This window comes from Ruegeria sp. H9 (assembly GCF_056532915.1).
Map to the genome: position 1 here is coordinate 1565767 of NZ_JBQFNX010000001.1, position 18008 is coordinate 1583774.

19 protein-coding genes are annotated in these 18008 nt (G+C 58.9%); 16 read left to right on the plus strand and 3 right to left on the minus strand.

Translation table 11 applies throughout. The features are described from left to right. Positions 1 to 291: a DUF1330 domain-containing protein gene (locus tag ACR0CZ_RS07555; RefSeq protein WP_170392063.1), complete on the minus strand. Its 291-nt coding sequence runs from the start codon at positions 289 to 291 to the stop codon at positions 1 to 3. A gap of 374 nt (positions 292 to 665) precedes the next feature. Continuing rightward, a complete protein-coding gene (locus ACR0CZ_RS07560) occupies positions 666 to 890 on the minus strand; it encodes a DUF1127 domain-containing protein (RefSeq protein WP_170392061.1) in 225 nt (74 codons plus the stop codon). A gap of 936 nt (positions 891 to 1826) precedes the next feature. On the opposite strand from ACR0CZ_RS07560, the gene mraZ reads away from it, so the two are divergent. From mraZ to ACR0CZ_RS07610, 10 genes are all read left to right on the plus strand, one after another. Continuing rightward, positions 1827 to 2294 (plus strand): division/cell wall cluster transcriptional repressor MraZ, encoded by a 468-nt coding sequence (gene mraZ / locus ACR0CZ_RS07565; protein ID WP_480537011.1) that lies wholly within the window; start codon positions 1827 to 1829, stop codon positions 2292 to 2294. A gap of 4 nt (positions 2295 to 2298) precedes the next feature. Next, positions 2299 to 3291: a 16S rRNA (cytosine(1402)-N(4))-methyltransferase RsmH gene (gene rsmH / locus ACR0CZ_RS07570; RefSeq protein WP_170392912.1), complete on the plus strand. Its 993-nt coding sequence runs from the start codon at positions 2299 to 2301 to the stop codon at positions 3289 to 3291. Then, on the plus strand, positions 3288 to 3656 hold the full coding sequence (ftsL, locus tag ACR0CZ_RS07575) for a cell division protein FtsL (RefSeq protein ID WP_170392057.1): 369 nt from the start codon (positions 3288 to 3290) through the stop codon (positions 3654 to 3656). The genes rsmH and ftsL overlap by 4 nt, the downstream gene beginning before the upstream one ends. Beyond that, a complete protein-coding gene (locus ACR0CZ_RS07580) occupies positions 3653 to 5440 on the plus strand; it encodes a peptidoglycan D,D-transpeptidase FtsI family protein (protein ID WP_170392055.1) in 1788 nt (595 codons plus the stop codon). Before ftsL ends, ACR0CZ_RS07580 begins: the two co-directional genes overlap by 4 nt. A gap of 22 nt (positions 5441 to 5462) precedes the next feature. After that, positions 5463 to 6944 (plus strand): UDP-N-acetylmuramoyl-L-alanyl-D-glutamate--2,6-diaminopimelate ligase, encoded by a 1482-nt coding sequence (locus ACR0CZ_RS07585; protein ID WP_170392053.1) that lies wholly within the window; start codon positions 5463 to 5465, stop codon positions 6942 to 6944. Further along, on the plus strand, positions 6941 to 8359 hold the full coding sequence (locus ACR0CZ_RS07590) for a UDP-N-acetylmuramoyl-tripeptide--D-alanyl-D-alanine ligase (protein WP_170392051.1): 1419 nt from the start codon (positions 6941 to 6943) through the stop codon (positions 8357 to 8359). The genes ACR0CZ_RS07585 and ACR0CZ_RS07590 overlap by 4 nt, the downstream gene beginning before the upstream one ends. Then, on the plus strand, positions 8359 to 9441 hold the full coding sequence (gene mraY / locus ACR0CZ_RS07595; protein WP_170392049.1) for a phospho-N-acetylmuramoyl-pentapeptide-transferase: 1083 nt from the start codon (positions 8359 to 8361) through the stop codon (positions 9439 to 9441). The genes ACR0CZ_RS07590 and mraY overlap by 1 nt, the downstream gene beginning before the upstream one ends. Beyond that, positions 9438 to 9968: an AAA family ATPase gene (locus tag ACR0CZ_RS07600; RefSeq protein ID WP_170392047.1), complete on the plus strand. Its 531-nt coding sequence runs from the start codon at positions 9438 to 9440 to the stop codon at positions 9966 to 9968. The genes mraY and ACR0CZ_RS07600 overlap by 4 nt, the downstream gene beginning before the upstream one ends. A gap of 13 nt (positions 9969 to 9981) precedes the next feature. Next, on the plus strand, positions 9982 to 11376 hold the full coding sequence (gene murD, locus ACR0CZ_RS07605) for a UDP-N-acetylmuramoyl-L-alanine--D-glutamate ligase (protein WP_170392911.1): 1395 nt from the start codon (positions 9982 to 9984) through the stop codon (positions 11374 to 11376). 106 nt (positions 11377 to 11482) lie between these two features. Further along, positions 11483 to 11863, plus strand: coding sequence for a glycine zipper family protein (locus tag ACR0CZ_RS07610; RefSeq protein ID WP_170392045.1), 381 nt, complete (start codon positions 11483 to 11485; stop codon positions 11861 to 11863). Here the strand turns inward: ACR0CZ_RS07610 and ACR0CZ_RS07615 are convergent. Next, a complete protein-coding gene (locus ACR0CZ_RS07615) occupies positions 11860 to 13038 on the minus strand; it encodes a BaiN/RdsA family NAD(P)/FAD-dependent oxidoreductase (protein WP_170392043.1) in 1179 nt (392 codons plus the stop codon). The two genes, ACR0CZ_RS07610 and ACR0CZ_RS07615, sit on opposite strands and share 4 nt — an antisense overlap. A gap of 194 nt (positions 13039 to 13232) precedes the next feature. On the opposite strand from ACR0CZ_RS07615, the gene ACR0CZ_RS07620 reads away from it, so the two are divergent. The 6 genes from ACR0CZ_RS07620 (at position 13233) to ACR0CZ_RS07645 (ending at position 18000) form a co-directional block, all read left to right on the plus strand. Beyond that, positions 13233 to 13568: a cupin domain-containing protein gene (locus tag ACR0CZ_RS07620; protein ID WP_170392042.1), complete on the plus strand. Its 336-nt coding sequence runs from the start codon at positions 13233 to 13235 to the stop codon at positions 13566 to 13568. Between the two features lie 252 nt (positions 13569 to 13820). Then, positions 13821 to 14984: a putative lipid II flippase FtsW gene (ftsW, locus tag ACR0CZ_RS07625; RefSeq protein ID WP_170392040.1), complete on the plus strand. Its 1164-nt coding sequence runs from the start codon at positions 13821 to 13823 to the stop codon at positions 14982 to 14984. Beyond that, positions 14984 to 16081: a UDP-N-acetylglucosamine--N-acetylmuramyl-(pentapeptide) pyrophosphoryl-undecaprenol N-acetylglucosamine transferase gene (locus ACR0CZ_RS07630; protein ID WP_170392038.1), complete on the plus strand. Its 1098-nt coding sequence runs from the start codon at positions 14984 to 14986 to the stop codon at positions 16079 to 16081. The genes ftsW and ACR0CZ_RS07630 overlap by 1 nt, the downstream gene beginning before the upstream one ends. Next, complete coding sequence (gene murC, locus ACR0CZ_RS07635) at positions 16078 to 17484, plus strand: UDP-N-acetylmuramate--L-alanine ligase (protein WP_170392036.1); 1407 nt, start codon at positions 16078 to 16080, stop codon at positions 17482 to 17484. The genes ACR0CZ_RS07630 and murC overlap by 4 nt, the downstream gene beginning before the upstream one ends. Positions 17485 to 17488: 4 nt before the next feature. Continuing rightward, positions 17489 to 17737, plus strand: a complete 249-nt coding sequence (locus ACR0CZ_RS07640; RefSeq protein ID WP_170420832.1) for a DUF2484 family protein — start codon at positions 17489 to 17491, stop codon at positions 17735 to 17737. Further along, entirely contained in the window at positions 17734 to 18000 is a 267-nt protein-coding gene (locus tag ACR0CZ_RS07645; protein WP_170392032.1) for a DUF2484 family protein, read from the plus strand. The genes ACR0CZ_RS07640 and ACR0CZ_RS07645 overlap by 4 nt, the downstream gene beginning before the upstream one ends. Positions 18001 to 18008 lie beyond the last annotated feature (8 nt).

Sequence of the window (18008 nt, forward strand, 5' to 3'; positions counted from 1 at the left end):
TCACAACCCTTCGACCAGCACAAGATTCGCCCTCGCCGTTTTTTGCCTGATCTTGGCTAATTCGACATAGTCCGGATCGTCCTTCCACGCGTTTGCGGCAGCCATATCCGGAAACTCCATCAGGACGATACCATCTTCTTCCCAACTGCCTTCGATCACTTCAACGGGTTTTGAGGATACGGTCAGAAGCCTTCCGCCATGCCGGTCAAAGATCGGCATGAATCCTTCGAGGTATTTCTGGTACCCATCCGGGTCATGAATGGAAATCTGGGCGATGAAATAAGCGGCCATGGGAGACTCCTGACAAAGCGTTCACGACCCCAGCCTACATCTTGTGCGCAAAAAACGAAAAACGGCGGTTCCCAGGGAGGAGGAGGGGAACCGCCGTTCTTTTCTACATCAGGGCAGGGAGGAGGAAGCCCCGATGTATCCGAACCCGGGTTTGATCCCGGTATGAGGAAGACGCGGCGACGTCAGGGAGGAGGAAGACGTCGCCGCGCGCTTTCAACATCGAAGCAGGGAGGAGGAGAGCCCCGATGTATCAGGTTCCGGCGGTCAGGGCCGGTATTAGGTGCGGCAACGTCAGGGAGGAGGAGAGACGCTGCCGCTGAAATACAGGTCCGAAAGGGAGGAAGACGGACCTGATCTCGGTGTTCTTGTTGCGCTTACCGCGCGATCTGCTCTTCGGTGGCCTGTTGGGCCAGCCGGCGGATCATCGAGCGGTGCAAGCCCAGATCAGCCAATTCCCGATCTGACAGTCCCGACAATTCGTTGACTGTCTGACGGTACAGGCGATAACGAGCAACCCGGGTTTTCACGGTCTCAACCAGCGTTGAGATTCCATTTGCCGGTGTGCCTTTCAGAGCCGTTTGTGTGCTTGCGACTGCCATCTTCATGATCCGTTCATTCTTACTGTTGCCGGCATCGTCCGGCGTTTGCTTGAGACTGAAGATAGGCAAATGCTGCGATTGCACAATAGTTCGCGTCGTCAATGCTGCTATGCAGCAAATGCATGGATTGGCAGGATAATCCGGTACGCCCCAATAATCGCCTTTAAAATACTGGTTTTCACGTGTGGTTGACGTTTCGTGTGTCCAGACCCTGTGATGGTGACCGCTTATCTATTGAGCGGAATTGGTGTTTGTTTGGGCATGTTGTGTCAACTCAAGAGGGGCAAATCTTCTCACGGCAGGTCCGGCGCCTGGGGTGATGGTGCTATGGGAAAGCATGGGGCGACTATGGGAAAGGCCCTGTAAAGGGACCGCGATTCGTCCTCTTCGGCTGTCATTCATGAGTGTCTGCGCCAAATAATCCATAATTCTGAAAATTATTGGGAATTCATGGGAGGAATAATTTAGGCGCCAATTCTTACATATTTAGTGTTGGTGAGCATCAAGGGCACAATTTGTGGCATATTTGATCCAAGTTTCGATTGTATTAGTCTTGATCTGAAGCCTGCATCAGGCCTCCATATGCAAATTTCCTATTGATTTCCATGAATTCCCATGGCATCCCTTGTGTACCCGATGAGGGCGAGGACAGTTAAGGGGCGCCAAACGACCCCGAACCAAAAATACAAAAACAGGTTTCATACAGGCATCTCGCTTTCATCACTTAACAGATCCGGCGCGCGGGCGAGCAGACATCCCCCCAGGTGGCGCGCGCAGCTGGACATCCCGCAAAGCGGGTCAATGCGGCGGGTTGATCAGTGGCAGCAGATCAACCCGCCGTTTTACTTCCGGGGGGAACGTGAATTTTGAGGTGGGGCGCAAGCGAAAGGGACAGTCGTCTTGGCGCGTAGGTTTAGAGGCGAAAGCCAGCATAAGGTGGACACGAAGGGCAGGGTTTCGATCCCGGCCTCGTTTCGTCGCGTGCTTGAAGCCTCGGATCCCAACTGGCAGCCTGGCGACAATCCTGAACTCGTGATTGTCTATGGCGACCACCGCCGCAAATACCTTGAATGTTACACCATGGAAGCGATCGACGAGGTGGATGCCAAGATCGATGCGCTGCCACGTGGCTCGATGCAGCGTCGGATGCTTCAGCGGATGTTCCACGGTCAGTCCTTCCCGACCAATGTGGACGAAACGGGTCGTTTGGTGCTGCCCGCAAAGCTGCGCAACAAGATCGACCTTGAGAACGAGGCGTTCTTTATCGCTGCCGGTGATACATTCCAGATCTGGAAGCCCGAGACATACGAGGCCGAGGAACTGGCCACGACCGAGGAATGGCTTGACGATCTGCCGGATGATTTCGATCCGATGCAGTATCTCGATGGCATCGGGGATGGGTGACGGCATGGCCGGCGCTCAGACCTCATCGGACAAACCTCATATCCCCGTACTTCTGCGCCCGTTGTTGGCCGCCGTGGCGCCGGTATCCGGTGCCTGGCTGGACGGCACATTCGGCGCAGGCGGCTATACTCGTGCGTTGCTGGAGGCCGGGGCCGAGAAAGTCATTGGCGTCGATCGCGACCCGCTGGCATTTGAAATGGCCGCTAACTGGGCTGGGGAATATGGTTACCGGCTGGTGATGCAGCAGGGCGTGTTCTCTCGCATGGATGAATATGCACAGGATTTGGACGGCGTGGTGCTGGATCTTGGTGTCTCATCCATGCAGTTGGATCGGGCTGAACGCGGTTTTTCCTTCATGAAAGATGGCCCGCTCGACATGCGGATGAGCCAGGATGGTGAAAGCGCAGCTGATCTGGTGAATACGGCAACCGAGACGCAATTGGCCGACATCCTGTTCCATTTCGGGGAGGAACGCGCCAGTCGTCGTATAGCAAAGGCCATCGTCAAGGCGCGGGCCGAAGAACCGATCACAACAACTCTGCGGCTGGTCGAGATTGTCGAATCCTGCCTGCCGCGCCCCAAACCGGGCCAATCGCACCCGGCGACGCGCAGCTTTCAGGGGCTACGGATCGCGGTGAACGCAGAATACGAAGAACTGTTTCAGGGGCTTATGGCCGCCGAGCGCGCTTTGAAGCCGGGGGGGCAACTGGCCGTTGTGACTTTCCATTCCATAGAAGACCGGATGGTGAAGCGGTTCTTCCAATCGCGCGCGGGCAAAACCGGACGCGCCAACCGTTATGCGCCTGAGATGGAGCAGGAGAAGCCGCAATTCACACTCAAGACCCGCAAGGCCGTTGGGCCGGATGAGCAGGAACTTGAAGAAAACCCACGTGCACGCTCGGCAAAATTGCGTGTCGCGATAAGAACGGATGCCCCGGCAGGGGAAATTGAGTCCCGGGCCATCGGCATGCCGCAATTGGGGGGAAGGGCAAGATGAAGAGTATTCTGTATGTGTTGACTGCACTATCCGTGTTCGGGCTGGCGCTTTGGGCTTATCAAGAGAACTACCGCACGCAGCAGGTGCTGAAGGAAACGCAGTCGCTGCAAGGCCAGATCGGTATGGCGCAGGCGCGACTCGCCGTGCTGAATGCCGAATGGGCCTATCTAAACCGGCCTGATCGTTTGCGTGAGCTGGCGGACTTGAATTTCGAACGTCTCAGCTTGCTGCCTCTGCGGGCCGAGCAGTTTGGTCGCGCCGATCAGATTTCCTATGGCGAGGACCCGGATCTGCCCATCGTCGACCCGCTTGAAATACAGGACGTCACTGACATTCAGGCACTGATCGAGGTGCAGGTTCCATGACCCGCACACCACTTCGCCCTCTGGCCCGTATCCTCGACGCCCGTGCAAAGGGTGAAAACCCCAAGGCGATTGAGCGAGAGAACATCCGCAAACGCCACGAAGACATGAAAGACCGCGCCCGTGCGCGCGCCGAGGGCCGCCTGTTGGTGTTGGGTCTTTTCTTCTTTTGCGCCTTTTCGGTCGTAGGCTTTCGTATGGGCGTTCTGGCGACATCCGAGGCGCAAGAACCATTGGCAAGTGCGCCGGGGGCCTCCATCGCCATGCAACGCGCCAATATCGTGGATCGCGAAGGCCGTATTCTGGCGACCAATCTGGACACCTATTCTGTCTATGCGCAGCCTCCGTTGATGATTGACCCGATCGCCGCAGCCGAGCAACTGGTCGCTATTTTCCCTGATCTGGAAAAAGAGCGTTTGGTCAAAGACTTCACCGGTAAGCGAAAATTCCTGTGGATCAAGAAGCGCATCTCGCCCGAGCAGAAGCAGGCGGTGCATGACATCGGAGATCCCGGCATCCTGTTCGGCCCGCGCGAAATGCGGCTATATCCCAATGGCAGACTCGCGGCGCATATTCTGGGCGGCTCGGGCTTTGGCCGCGAAGGTGTCAGCGCAGCTGAGGTGATCGGCGTAGCTGGCGTCGAAAAACAGTTCGACGGCTATCTGCGCGACCCGGCCAACGGCAACAAGCCGCTGCAACTGTCGCTGGATCTGACCGTTCAAGCGGCGGTAGAACAGGTGCTATATGGCGGCATGAAGATCATGAACGCCAAAGGAGCCTCGGCGGTTCTGATGAACGCCCATACGGGCGAGGTCGTCTCGGCCGCGTCGTTGCCGTCTTTTGATCCCAATGACCGTCCGCGCCCGCCGACCTCGGGCTTCGATCCCTCGGACAGCCCTCTGTTCAATCGCTATGTACAGGGTGTCTATGAGCTGGGTTCGGTGTTCAAAATCTTCACCGCCGCACAGGCGGTGCAGCTAGGTCTGGTGAACTCCAACACCATCATTGACACTTCCGGCCCAATGAAAATCGGGCGCTTCCCGATTGGCGAGTTTAACGGCAAGAATTATGGTGAGATCAGTGTCTCGGATGTAATCAAGTACAGCTCGAACCGAGGCACCGGGCGGCTGGCCTTGCAAATCGGGGCCGACCGGCAACAGGATTTTCTGAACGCGCTGGGCATGTTCGACCCAACCCCATTCGAGATTGTCGAGGCCAAGGGCGGGCAACCGCTCAAGCCCAAGAAATGGGGTGAGTTGAGCACCGTGACGATTTCTTATGGCCACGGCCTTTCGACCAGCCCCATGCATCTGGCCGCTGGTTACGCAGCGATTGCCAATGGCGGGTACTATGTCAGCCCCACGATCCTGCGCCGCAATGGCCCGCAATACGGCCCTCGCGTGATGTCCGAAAACACCGCCAAGCAGGCGCAAAATATGCTACGCAAAGTGGTCACGGATGGCACCGCCAGCTTTGGTGATGTCAAAGGGTACGACGTGGCGGGAAAAACCGGTACTGCCGATAAACCCAAGCCGCGTGGCGGGTACTATGAGGACAAGGTGATTGCCACCTTCGCCACCATCTTCCCGGCCTATGATCCGAAATATGTGCTAATCGTCACGCTGGATGAACCGTCCATCGTGGCCTATGGCGAAAAGCGCCGCACGGCGGGTTGGACTGCCGTTCCCGTTGCTGCCGAACTGATTGGACGGGTGGCGCCGCTATTGGGTCTCAGACCCCGGCTTGAGCCTGAGGCGCGCGCTGCTATAACGCTGACCTCAAATTAGGCTGTCCAGCGAAAGGTGGGTCATGGGCAATCGGTCAAAGAAACTCAGCGAACTGGCCCTGACCGCACGGGGAGGGGCCAATCCCGAAATCACCGGTCTGGCTGTCGACAGCCGCGAGGTCAAAGACGGTTTCCTCTTTGCAGCCCTTCCCGGCACCCGAGTCCATGGTGGAGACTTCATCCAATACGCCTTGCGCATGGGGGCCACCGCGATCCTGACGGACGCGAAAGGGGCCGAGATCGCCACCGACGAACTGACCGCATCCGATGCTGCGCTGATCGTCACGGAAGACCCCCGTCAGGCACTGGCAGGGGCCGCCGCCCTATGGTTTGGCGCGCAACCGCAGACCATCGTGGCGGTCACCGGCACCAATGGAAAAACCTCGGTCGCCAGTTTCGTCCGCCAGATCTGGACCGAGCTTGGACTTGCCGCCGTCAACCTGGGCACCACCGGGGTCGAAGGCGCATGGACTGCGCCGCTGGCCCATACCACACCCGAGCCGATCACTCTGCACCGTTGTCTCGCCGAAGCTGCCGAAAATGGCGTGACCCATGCGGCGATGGAGGCCTCCTCGCACGGGCTTGAACAGAGTCGCTTGGACGGGGTGCATCTGACCGCTGCCGGGTTCTCGAATTTCACGCAGGATCATCTGGACTATCACGACACGTTCGAGGCCTATTTCGCAGCCAAGGCGGGTCTGTTTGATCGTGTGCTGCCCGAAGACGGGGTCGCTGTGGTCAACCTTGGTGATCCCAAGGGTGCCGAGATGCGCAAGATCGCCGAGGCACGCGGCCAGAGTATCATCACCGTAGGCCCTGAGGGTTCTGATCTTTGTCTTCTGAATCAACGCTTTGACGCGACCGGGCAGGATTTGCGCTTTTCATGGAAAGGCAAGGCCTATCAAACCCGCCTGAATCTGATCGGCGGCTTTCAGGCCGAGAACGTTTTGCTGGCTTGCGGATTGGTCATCGCGGCGGGCGAGGACCCCGACCGCGTATTTGAAACCTTGCCGCACCTGATCACCGTGCGCGGACGGATGCAGCTGGCTGCAACCCGCGACAACGGCGCGGCGGTGTTTGTCGATTACGCTCATACGCCGGATGCCGTGGCCACTGCACTGAAGGCGATGCGCCCGCATGTCATGGGACGTCTGATCGCCATTGTTGGTGCAGGTGGTGACCGAGACGCCACTAAACGCCCATTGATGGGGCGGGCCGCTGCTGAAAACGCCGATGTGGTCTTTGTTACCGATGACAACCCACGCAGCGAAGACCCGGCCACCATCCGCGGTGCTGTCATGTTGGGCGCACCCGAAGCCACGGAAGTCGGCGACCGGGCCGAGGCCATCCTGCGCGGCATCGACGCGCTGCAACCGGGCGACGCTCTGCTGATTGCGGGCAAGGGACACGAAACCGGCCAGATCGTCGGAGATCAGGTCCTGCCCTTTGACGATGTGGAACAGGCCAGTATCAGCGTTGCCGCGCTGGACGGGAGGGTCGCATGACGCTCTGGACCGCAGCCGAGGCCGCAGAGGCCACCAACGGGCGCGCCACCACCGATTGGCAGGTGAACGGCGTCTCCATCGACACGCGCACCCTGCAGCCGGGTGACCTGTTCGTTGCGTTGAAGGCTGCCCGCGACGGCCATGATTTCGTCGCCCAAGCGCTTGAAAAAGGCGCAGGCGCAGCGCTTGTGTCGCATATTCCCGAAGGCGTGCCCGAAGATGCACCGCTGTTGATCGTCGACGATGTGCAGACGGGTCTAGAGGCGTTGGGGCAGGCGGCTCGCGCCCGGACAGGTGCGCGCGTGGTGGGGGTGACTGGCAGCGTGGGTAAAACCTCGACCAAGGAAATGCTGGCCAGCATTCTGGAGACGCAAGGCAAAACTCATGCCAGCGTCGCCAGCTACAATAACCATTGGGGCGTGCCTTTGACGCTGGCGCGAATGCCGCGCGACACCGAGTTCGCGGTGATCGAGATCGGCATGAATCATCCGGGCGAAATCGCTCCGCTGGCGCGTCAGGTGCAACCGCATGTGGGGCTGGTGACCACAGTAGCCGCCGTCCACCTCGAAGCCTTCGACTCGGTTGCGGGTATTGCTTTTGAAAAGGCTGCGATCTTCGACGGGCTGGCCGAGGGCGGCACCGCTATCGTCAACGCCGATATCGAACACGCGGGCATCTTGCGCGACTGCGCCGCTGCGCATGGTGCAAGGATCGTCGAATTTGGCCACAAGGCGCGGGACTATGCGCTGACCAACGTGCTCCAAGGCCCTGACTCGGTGCGGGGACACGGTATTGTCGGCGGCGCAGACATCACATTCGATGTCCAATCCGCGGGAACTCACTTTGCTATGAATGCGCTGGGCGCTCTGGCGGCCTGTGTCGCGCTGGGGGTCGATCTGGATCAGGCGATTGCCGGTCTGCGCGGCTGGTCTCCGGTCAAAGGGCGCGGTGTGCGCGAGGTGATCGCGCTGCCAGATGGCGGGCAGATTGAACTGCTCGATGACAGCTACAACGCCAATCCAACCTCGATGGAGGCCGCTCTCGACGTGCTGTCTGCGTCGGCGGGCAAACGCAAGATCGCGTTTCTGGGCGACATGAAAGAGCTTGGTGCGCAAGAGCAGGCGATGCACGCCGCCATGGCCGAGGTGCCTGCGATGGCGCATGTCGATCAGGTTCATTGCATCGGCCCGTTGATGCAAGCGCTGCATCAGGCTCTGCCCGAGGGCAAGCGCGGGTTGTGGACGGAAACCAGCGATGAGATGGCCGCCCATCTGCCGGAATTGATCCGTAGCGGCGATGTAGTGATGGCCAAGGGCTCTCTCAGCATGGCTCTGGCGCAGATCGTTGACGGTCTGCGGCAAATGGGGCATGGCAGCGCGCCAGAGAGCCGCCGTATTGTGAGAAAGGTTTTGTAATGCTCTATTGGTTAACCGCCCTGTCGGACGGAGGGGATTTCTGGAACCTCTTCCGCTATATCACCTTCCGGGCAGGGGGCGCCTTTCTGACTGCGCTGATCTTTGGGTTTTTGTTCGGAAAACCCTTGATCAACGTATTGCGCAAACGGCAAGGCAAAGGTCAACCGATCCGCGATGACGGCCCCGAAGCGCATCTGTCCAAGGCTGGAACCCCTACCATGGGCGGGCTGCTGATCGTGGGTGCGCTGGTCACCTCGACCCTGATCTGGGCGCGCTGGGACAATCCATATGTCTGGATGGTACTGTTCGTGACGCTGGCCTATGCGGCCATCGGCTTTGCGGACGATTATGCCAAGGTCTCAAAGCAGAACACCAAGGGCGTTTCCGGTAAAATGCGGTTGGCGCTGGGGATCATCATCGCCGTGCTGGCGTCACTCTGGGCGACGCTGCACCACCCCAGCGATTTGCAAAACCAACTGGCTCTGCCGGTGTTCAAGGATACGCTGATCAATCTTGGCCTTTTCTATATCCCCTTTGCGGTGATCGTCATTGTGGGTGCGGCCAACGCGGTGAACCTGACAGATGGTCTGGACGGGCTGGCGATCATGCCCGCGATGATCGCGGCCTCGACCCTTGGTGTGATTGCCTATGCGGTTGGGCGGGTCGACTTCACCGAGTATCTTGATGTTCACTATGTGCCTGGCACCGGTGAAATCTTCATCTTCACTTCAGCGCTGTTCGGTGCGGGGCTGGGATTCTTGTGGTACAACGCCCCTCCGGCGGCGGTTTTCATGGGTGATACCGGATCACTGGCTCTGGGTGGTGCGCTGGGCGCGATTGCCGTGGCTACCAAACACGAGTTGGTATTGGCAGTCGTGGGCGGGCTGTTCGTGGTTGAAGCTTTAAGTGTGATCATCCAGGTTCTATATTTCAAACGGACCGGAAAGCGCGTGTTCCTGATGGCGCCGATCCATCACCATTATGAGAAAAAGGGTTGGGCTGAACCCACCATCGTGATCCGGTTCTGGATCATTTCACTGATCTTAGCGATGATCGGGCTGGCGACGCTGAAAGTCAGATGAGCCCGCGTTGCATCGTGCTTTCTGGATGCTCCGGTGGTGGCAAATCAACACTGCTGGAGGAGATGGCCCGACGCGGATATTCAACAGTTTCCGAGCCGGGTCGTCGTGTCATTGCCGAGGAAAGACAAGGTGGTGGTCGCGCTCTGCCTTGGGTCAACTCCGAGGTATTCTGCCGCAGGATCATTGAACTTGCGATATCTGACTTCAGCAATGCCAAAGATGATCTTGTGCTATTTGATCGTTCGGCATTGGACGCGCTGATTTGGTTTGATCGAACCGGTACACCGTTGGAGACCAAAGTGCGTGAACAGATACTACACTTGGGCTACGACCCATGCGTGTTTCTCTTTCCTCCTTGGCCTGAGATATTCGAACAGGATGATGACCGGCGGCACAACTTGGCCGCAGCTATTGCGGAATACGATGCATTGTGCGACCGGTTACCAGACTATGGGTTTGTAATAGAAAACGTTCCAAAAGGGCCAGTCGCTTGGCGGGCGGACTGGCTGGAAGAGCGGCTCGGATAGAAGGTGTATGGCAATGATCCCGGTCAAAGGGTTTTCAGGGCAGAAAGTAGCGGTTCTGGGGCTAGGTCGGTCGGGTCTGACCACCGCACGAGCGCTGCGCGCTGGCAGGGCTGAGCCGATCTGCTGGGATGACAACCCCGCCGCGCGTGAAGCGGCAGAGGTCGAGGGATTCTCGTGTGTCGATCTGCGCCGCCACGCGGCGTTTGACGATATTGCCGCACTAATTGTCTCGCCCGGCATCCCTCATCTCTACCCCGCGCCGAACCCGGTTGTGGCCGCTGCGTTGGAAGCCGGAGTTCCGGTCGACAATGATATAGGTCTGTTCTTTCGCTCTTTCGCAGGCCCTGAATGGAACAACTACGACATCCCACCGCGCGTCATCGCGGTGACGGGATCGAATGGCAAATCAACCACCGCTGCGTTGATCCACCATATCCTGACCGAGTCCGGGCGCGACTCGCAACTGGCGGGCAACATTGGGCGCGGCGTGCTGGACATCGACCCAGGTAGCGATGGATCGGTCGTGGTACTGGAGCTATCGAGCTACCAGACCGAACTGGCCCGCGCACTGACGCCGGATGTGGCGGTTTTCACCAATCTTTCACCTGATCACTTGGATCGACATGGTGGAATGGGTGGTTACTTTGCCGCCAAGCGTCGCCTGTTCGCCGAAGGAGGCCCAGACCGCGCCGTGATCGGGATAGATGAGGCCGAGGGCGCGTTTCTAGCCGGGCAACTGGCCGAGGGGCCGTCGGATGACCGGGTGATCCGCGTCTCGGTGGCGCGCAAGCTGACCGGGTCGGGTTGGCAGGTCTTTGCCCGCAAGGGTTTCCTGTCGGAATACCGCAAGGGCCGTCAGGCCGGATCGATCGACCTGCGTGAGATCAAGGGCCTGCCCGGTGCGCATAATCACCAGAACGCCTGCGCCGCCTATGCCGCCTGCCGTTCGCTGGGCCTTGCTCCGCGCGTGATCGAAGACGCGCTGCACAGCTTCCCGGGTCTGCCGCACCGCAGTCAGATCATCGCCGAGGCGGACGGCGTGACCTATGTGAATGACTCGAAAGCCACCAACGTAGATAGCGCCCTCAAAGCCTTGAGCGCGTTCAAGAAGATACGTTGGATCTGTGGCGGGCTTGAGAAAGAAGGCGGGCTTGAGGCGCTGAACGGGGCAGGGGACCACGTAATCAAGGCCTACGTCATCGGGCGTGAGGCGGCGAGCTTTGCAATGCAGTTGCAGGCCGATGCGCAAGTCTGCACCACTATGGAAGCGGCGGTTATGCAGGCCATGGACGATGCGCAGCCCGGTGAAACCGTTCTATTGGCACCTGCTGCGGCCAGTTTCGACCAGTATGACAACTTCGAACAACGTGGCGATGACTTCGTGGTTCAGGTTAAAAAACGCCTCTGAAAGCAATGCGTTTGCAATAGATCGCCGGTTCGGCGAAGCTGTGGGCCTATCTGCTTGACGCACTGCCTGCATTGGTTTTTGCCTTCAGGAAATTCAACACGAGGTCATGAATATGCCAAACCGTAAACTTCTTCTGGTCGTTCCAGCGCTGCTGGCTGCTGCGGCTTGCACCAATACCGGGGCCAACTATCAGCCCGTGATCGATGGCCCTGTAGGCCCGAACTACAACTCGGACCTGTATCAGTGCCAGCAACTTGCAGCCTCGCAGGCCAGCGTTGACGGATCGACCGCAGGTAATGCCGCAATCGGCGCTGCAGGTGCTGCAGCCGTCACCGGCATCGTTCAGGACAGCAGCGACAACCTGGGTCGCGCCGCCGTTGCCGGTGCGTTGGTTGGTGCAGGTGCTGACGTGATCAACAAGAACCAGAACAAGGAAGTCATTGTGCGCAACTGTATGCGCGGACGGGGTTACAACGTCGTAGGCTAACGGCTTGCGATGGCACTTCCGGCGGCGTGGCCCGAGGACCACGCCCATTGGAAGTTGTAACCGCCAAGCCAGCCGGTGACATCCACCGCTTCACCAATGACATAGAGGCCGGGGACATCCCTGGCCTCCATCGTTTTAGACGACAGCCCGTCAGTGTCGATCCCGCCCAGAGTGACCTCGGCGGTGCGATAGCCCTCGGTGCCCGACGGCGTAAGCCGCCAGTTGGACAATGCGGCGATCAGTTCCGACAGCGCCGTGTCGGACTGATCCGCAAGATTGCCCTTCATCGGGATATGGTGTGCGAGGTATTCCACCAGACGCGTGGGCAGGTGGCGTGCCAATTCGGTGGTCAGCGCCTTGCGCCCAAAAGCCTGCCGCTGATCGCGAAGCAGATCGTATAAAAGCAAATCGGGGATCAGGTTGACCCATATTGCCTCACCCTCGCGCCAGTACGAAGACAATTGCAGCACCGAAGGACCGCTCAACCCGCGATGGGTGAACAACAAAGCCTCGTCGAAACTGGTGCGCTCGTTTGATAGTCGAGCGGGCAGGGAGACGCCGGACAAATCCTTGAACCGACCGTCCGAGAAGGTGAACGGCACCAGCGCCGCCCGTGTCTCGGTTATCTGCAGCCCGAATTGCTGCGCGATGTCATAGGCCAACCCCGTTGCGCCCATTTTGGGGATCGATTTGCCACCCGTGGCCAGAACCAGATTGCGACAGGTCAGAGGGATGTGCTTGCCATCGCGTTCGACATCCAAAGCGAAACCGCTTTCGGTTTTGCGCAAGTTGCGCAGCGACGTCTGCACCCAGAGCTCGGCCTCGGCCTTGACCATTTCATTCAGCAGCATCTGGACGATCTGTTTCGAAGACCCGTCGCAGAACAATTGCCCAAGCGTTTTTTCATGCCATGCAATGCCATGGCGATCGACCAGTTCGATGAAGTCCCACTGTGTATAACGCGCCAGCGCTGATTTGCTGAAATGCGGATTCTGAGACAGGAAATTGCCCGGTCCCGCATACATATTGGTGAAATTGCATCGTCCACCACCCGAGATGCGGATCTTTTCTCCGGGAGCTTTTGCATGGTCGATCACCAGCGCCTGGCCACCGCAATGGGCTGCGCACATCATGCCAGCCGCGCCAGCACCGAGGATGATCGTCTCGAAATCCATATGCTGCGCATGGCGTGGATTGTGAGCGATGGCAAGAGCGCAGACCAAAAACGGTGTGGGTTTGGCCCACGGAATTTCTCAGCAGCACTTGGGTTTGTGCCATATGGTATGTGGATTTTTAGTCGTAGTGCATCCTGACATGCTAGGCTCTGTGCTAATGCTTGCCGGTTAGATCCATCTAAAGGGATAAAAATATGCGCTTTCCAAACTTCATTACAGACTTTCCAAGACTAGACGTGCCATTTCCCGAAGACGTCGTGCAGACGGCAGTCATTCGATCTGATGCTGGTTTGGTCGCCTTTTTTACTTTTCTTAAAGAAATGGAACTCCCACTACATTCACATGGTGCCCAATGGGGTACGGTGGTGGAAGGAGAAATTGAACTCACCATTGGCGGAGAGACGAAAGTTTATCTGCCCGGCGACAGCTATTCTATCCCAGCCGGAGTGGAGCATGGCGGGCGCATCAAGGCGGGTTCCCGAGTGATCGATGTGTTTGAAGAGCCTGACAGATACCCCATCAAAGACTGACGATTTACTTTTTGAACAATGACGTTGGGCGCGGTTGATATTTGGATGAACTCAAACCGAGCCTCAACGGGCCGTCGATCAGAACAGGCAGCATGCGCTGCTTGAATGCATGCGCGTTTGTCAACGGCGGCTCATCGTTCCGGAATTCCAGTTCTGCCTGTCATTCTGCTAGCCCAAATGTAAAAATCCCTGTAGACTCTCAATCAGATCCCGAAAACGGGACGTTAACGAGGCAGATAGTGGCGGTATCTCATGACTGAGATGGTGTATGGCGCGGTCCAGGACCAGCGCGGAGAACCGATTCTTCCGAAGTGGTGGCGAACGATTGATCGCTGGACGATGTCCTGCGTTCTGATCCTGTTTGTCATCGGGCTTTTGCTTGGGCTGGCCTCGTCGCCGCCACTGGCGGGGCGCAACGGGTTCGATCCTTTCCACTATGTAGAACGTCAGGCGATTTTTGGCGGGCTGGCGCTGGTTGCGATGCTGCTGACCTCAATGATGTCGCCGACACTGGTGCGGCGGCTGGCGATTCTGGGCTTTCTGGCCTCCTTCGTAGCGCTGGCTTTCCTGCCGGTCTTCGGCACCGATTTCGGCAAAGGCGCGGTACGCTGGTATTCGCTGGGTTTTGCCTCGTTGCAGCCATCCGAGTTTCTCAAGCCCGGTTTTGTCGTGGTGGCCGCATGGCTGCTGGCCGCATCACAGGAAATCAACGGCCCGCCGGGGCGGTTGTGGTCCTTTGCACTGTGTATGTCCATCGTGGCAATGCTGGTGATGCAGCCCGATTTCGGGCAGGCCTGCCTTATCCTTTTTGGTTGGGGTGTGATGTATTTTGTTGCCGGAGCCCCGATGCTATTGCTGGTCGGCATGGCCGGGGCGGTCGTTCTGGGCGGCATGTTTGCCTATTCCAATTCCGAGCACTTTGCCCGTCGTATCGATGGTTTCCTTAATCAGGAACTCGATCCGACCACCCAGCTTGGGTATGCCACCAATGCTATCCGCGAAGGCGGTCTGTTCGGCGTCGGCGTGGGTGAGGGGCAGGTCAAGTGGTCTCTGCCTGATGCTCATACGGATTTCATCATCGCGGTCGCGGCCGAAGAATACGGGCTGATTCTGGTGCTGATCATCATCGCGCTGTACTCGCTGATCGTTGTGCGTTCGCTGCTGCGACTGATGCGCGAACGCGACATGTTCATCCGTCTGGCTGGCACTGGTCTGGCCTGCATGTTTGGCGTGCAGGCTATGATCAACATGGGCGTCGCCGTGCGTCTTCTGCCCGCCAAGGGCATGACGCTGCCGTTTGTCAGTTATGGCGGATCGTCCCTGATTGCAGGCGGCATCGCGGTTGGCATGTTGCTGGCCTTCACCCGAACCCGCCCGCAGGGCGAGCTGGGCGACATTCTGCGCGGACGAGGCTGATGGGCAAACCTTATCTACTAATCGCAGCAGGTGGCACCGGGGGCCACATGTTCCCCGCGCAGGCGTTGGCCGAGGCGATGCTGCAGAAAGGCTGGCGTGTGCGCCTGTCCACCGACCCGCGCGGAGCGCGCTATACCGGCGCGTTCCCTGCAGACGTCGAGATTGTCGAGGCATCCTCGGCCACCTTCGCCCGAGGCGGTTTGGCTGCCAAGATGTTGGTTGGACCCAAGATTGCTGCTGGAGTCACTGGCATGGCTGCGCAGATGATGCGTGACAAGCCGGATGTGGTGGTGGGCTTTGGCGGCTATCCGTCGATACCGGCGCTGGGCGCGGCCATCCTGCTGAAGCTGCCGCGTATGATCCATGAACAAAATGGCGTTCTGGGCCGGGTAAACCAACTGTTTGCCACGCGTGTGGCTCAAGTGGCCTGTGGTGTCTGGCCCACCGATCTGCCTGAAGGGTCCAAGGGCATACACACTGGTAACCCGGTTCGCGCCTCCGTTCTTGAACGCGCTGCTGCCCCCTATATCCCGCCTGGGGAGTACCCGATGTCTGTCCTGGTGATGGGCGGCTCACAGGGCGCACGTATCCTCAGTGATGTGGTGCCGGGGGCCATCGCTGCGCTGCCTGAATATCTGCGCGGGTATATCCGCGTCTCGCATCAGGCCCGCGATGAGGATGGTGAACGGGTCAAGGCCTTTTACGCCGATCACGGCATACGCGCCGATGTACAGCCTTTCTTTGACGACGTACCTCGCCGTATGTCCGACGCGCAGCTGGTTGTCAGCCGGTCAGGTGCCTCCAGTATCGCCGACATTTCCGTGATTGGCCGCCCGTCGATTTTGATCCCGCTTGCCACGGCTGCCGGAGATCATCAAACAGCCAATGCGCGTGGATTGGTTCAGGCAGGCGGTGCGATCATGATCCCCGAAAACGCCCTTGACGTTCCCGCGCTGACACAGCAAATGACCACGGTTCTCACCAACCCCGAAGCCGCACAGCAAATGGCCCATGCCGCGCTATCGGTCGGGGCACCGGACGCCACCGAGCGTCTGGTCGCCCTTGTCGAGCAACTGGCGCAGAAGGAGACCTCATGAATCCAGCAACCAAACTGCCGCAGGACGTTGGACCGATCCACTTCGTGGGCATCGGTGGGATCGGGATGTCGGGTATCGCAGAGGTGCTTTTGAATCTTGGCTACCAGGTACAAGGTTCGGACCTGAAAACCTCGAAGATTACTGACCGGCTGGCTGGGCTGGGTGCTGAGATTTTCGAAGGCCAGCGTGCCGAGAACTTGCAGAATGCCGCCGTGGTCGTGGTATCGACCGCGATCAAACCGGGGAACCCGGAACTGGACGAAGCACGCGCGCAGGGCCTGCCGGTTGTCCGCCGCGCCGATATGCTGGCCGAACTGATGCGGCTGCGCTCGAATATTGCCATCGCCGGAACCCACGGAAAAACGACCACGACCACAATGATGGCCGAACTGATGGTTGCCGGCGATTTCGACCCCACTGTCATCAATGGCGGCATCATCCACGCCTATGGCAGCAACGCCCGCATGGGGCAGGGTGAATGGATGGTGGTCGAGGCAGACGAGAGCGACGGCTCATTCAACCGCCTACCTGCAACCATCGCCATCGTCACTAATATCGACCCCGAGCACATGGAGCATTGGGGTGATTTCGACCAACTGCGCGACGGGTTTTACGAGTTCGTCTCGAACCTGCCGTTTTATGGCTTGGCCGTCTGCTGCACAGATCATGCCGAGGTGCAGGCGCTTGTTGGCCGCATCTCCGATCGCCGCGTGCGCACCTATGGTTTCAACGCACAGGCCGATGTGCGGGCCGAAAACCTGACCTATAAGGGTGGCGTCGCCCATTTCGACATCCACCTACGCCATGAAGACAAGGTGATCGAAGGTTGCACCTTGCCAATGCCCGGCGACCACAATGTCTCTAATGCGCTGAGCGCCGTGGCCGTGGCCCGTCATCTGGGCATGAAGGCCAGTGAAATCCGCGATGCGCTGGCCAATTTCGGCGGCGTCAACCGCCGCTTTACCAAGGTCGGGGAAATTAACGGCGTCACCATCATCGACGATTACGGCCACCACCCGGTCGAAATCGCCGCCGTTCTCAAGGCCGCACGTCAGGCCACCGAGGGCCGCGTCATCGCAGTCCACCAGCCGCACCGCTACTCCCGCCTGTCCGACCTGTTCGACGATTTCTGCACCTGCTTCAACGACGCCGACGTGGTCGCTATTGCGGAGGTCTTTGCTGCAGGCGAAGATCCGATCGAAGGTGCCAGCCGTGACGATCTTGTGCAGGGCCTGATCCGCCACGGCCACCGCCACGCGCGCGCGATCTTGAACGAAGAAGACCTGGCCCGCCTTGTCCGTGAACAGGCCCGCCCGGGCGATATGGTCGTCTGCCTCGGCGCAGGTACGATCAGCACCTGGGCCAACGGTTTGCCTGACCGGTTAATCGCCAAAGCGAGCTAACCTCGTGGCGCTATCGCTCATACTCGCCTGCGTCTGGGTCTTCGCTTCCACCATTGTGGCGATGCTGCCGATGCGCCTGCAATTCCCACCGGGTGTTGTACTGTTTGCCAGCGCGCCTGCTCTGATTCTGTGGCTGAGTTTAGACTATGGCTGGTTCGTCGGAATCCTGGCTGCTGGCGGTTTTGTTTCGATGTACCGCAACCCGATCCGCTACTACTGGCGCAAGTGGACGGGTAAAGAGGTGTCGGAATGAACTGGTCGATTGCGCTTGCCGGTCTGTGGGGTGTTGTCGCCAACGTGTTGGCGATGTTGCCCAGCAAGGACAACCATTGGCGGCGCGCCTATTTCCTGATCGCCGTTGGCGTCCCTATCCTAGGCTATGTCACCTATGAAAATGGTCCATGGATCGGGCTGCTGGTTCTGGCTGCAGGTATGTCAGTTCTGCGTTGGCCGGTGATTTACCTCACCCGTTGGACAAAGGCGAAAATGCAGGGCATGAAGGCGGCGAACAAGTAACTGGCCAT

Excerpts from the sequence above, each read along its gene's own strand:
- ftsW (WP_170392040.1), top strand. The coding sequence starts at position 13,821 with ATGACTGAGATGGTGTATGGCGCGGTCCAGGACCAGCGCGGAGAACCG.
- murD (WP_170392911.1), top strand. The coding sequence starts at position 9,982 with ATGATCCCGGTCAAAGGGTTTTCAGGGCAGAAAGTAGCGGTTCTGGGG.
- ACR0CZ_RS07610 (WP_170392045.1), top strand. The coding sequence starts at position 11,483 with ATGAATATGCCAAACCGTAAACTTCTTCTGGTCGTTCCAGCGCTGCTG.
- ACR0CZ_RS07585 (WP_170392053.1), top strand. The coding sequence starts at position 5,463 with ATGGGCAATCGGTCAAAGAAACTCAGCGAACTGGCCCTGACCGCACGG.
- ACR0CZ_RS07560 (WP_170392061.1), bottom strand. The coding sequence starts at position 890 with ATGGCAGTCGCAAGCACACAAACGGCTCTGAAAGGCACACCGGCAAAT.
- ACR0CZ_RS07620 (WP_170392042.1), top strand. The coding sequence starts at position 13,233 with ATGCGCTTTCCAAACTTCATTACAGACTTTCCAAGACTAGACGTGCCA.
- ACR0CZ_RS07600 (WP_170392047.1), top strand. The coding sequence starts at position 9,438 with ATGAGCCCGCGTTGCATCGTGCTTTCTGGATGCTCCGGTGGTGGCAAA.
- mraY (WP_170392049.1), top strand. The coding sequence starts at position 8,359 with ATGCTCTATTGGTTAACCGCCCTGTCGGACGGAGGGGATTTCTGGAAC.
- ACR0CZ_RS07580 (WP_170392055.1), top strand. The coding sequence starts at position 3,653 with ATGACCCGCACACCACTTCGCCCTCTGGCCCGTATCCTCGACGCCCGT.
- ACR0CZ_RS07555 (WP_170392063.1), bottom strand. The coding sequence starts at position 291 with ATGGCCGCTTATTTCATCGCCCAGATTTCCATTCATGACCCGGATGGG.
- ACR0CZ_RS07645 (WP_170392032.1), top strand. The coding sequence starts at position 17,734 with ATGAACTGGTCGATTGCGCTTGCCGGTCTGTGGGGTGTTGTCGCCAAC.
- murC (WP_170392036.1), top strand. The coding sequence starts at position 16,078 with ATGAATCCAGCAACCAAACTGCCGCAGGACGTTGGACCGATCCACTTC.
- ftsL (WP_170392057.1), top strand. The coding sequence starts at position 3,288 with ATGAAGAGTATTCTGTATGTGTTGACTGCACTATCCGTGTTCGGGCTG.
- ACR0CZ_RS07630 (WP_170392038.1), top strand. The coding sequence starts at position 14,984 with ATGGGCAAACCTTATCTACTAATCGCAGCAGGTGGCACCGGGGGCCAC.
- ACR0CZ_RS07615 (WP_170392043.1), bottom strand. The coding sequence starts at position 13,038 with ATGGATTTCGAGACGATCATCCTCGGTGCTGGCGCGGCTGGCATGATG.
- rsmH (WP_170392912.1), top strand. The coding sequence starts at position 2,299 with ATGGCCGGCGCTCAGACCTCATCGGACAAACCTCATATCCCCGTACTT.
- ACR0CZ_RS07590 (WP_170392051.1), top strand. The coding sequence starts at position 6,941 with ATGACGCTCTGGACCGCAGCCGAGGCCGCAGAGGCCACCAACGGGCGC.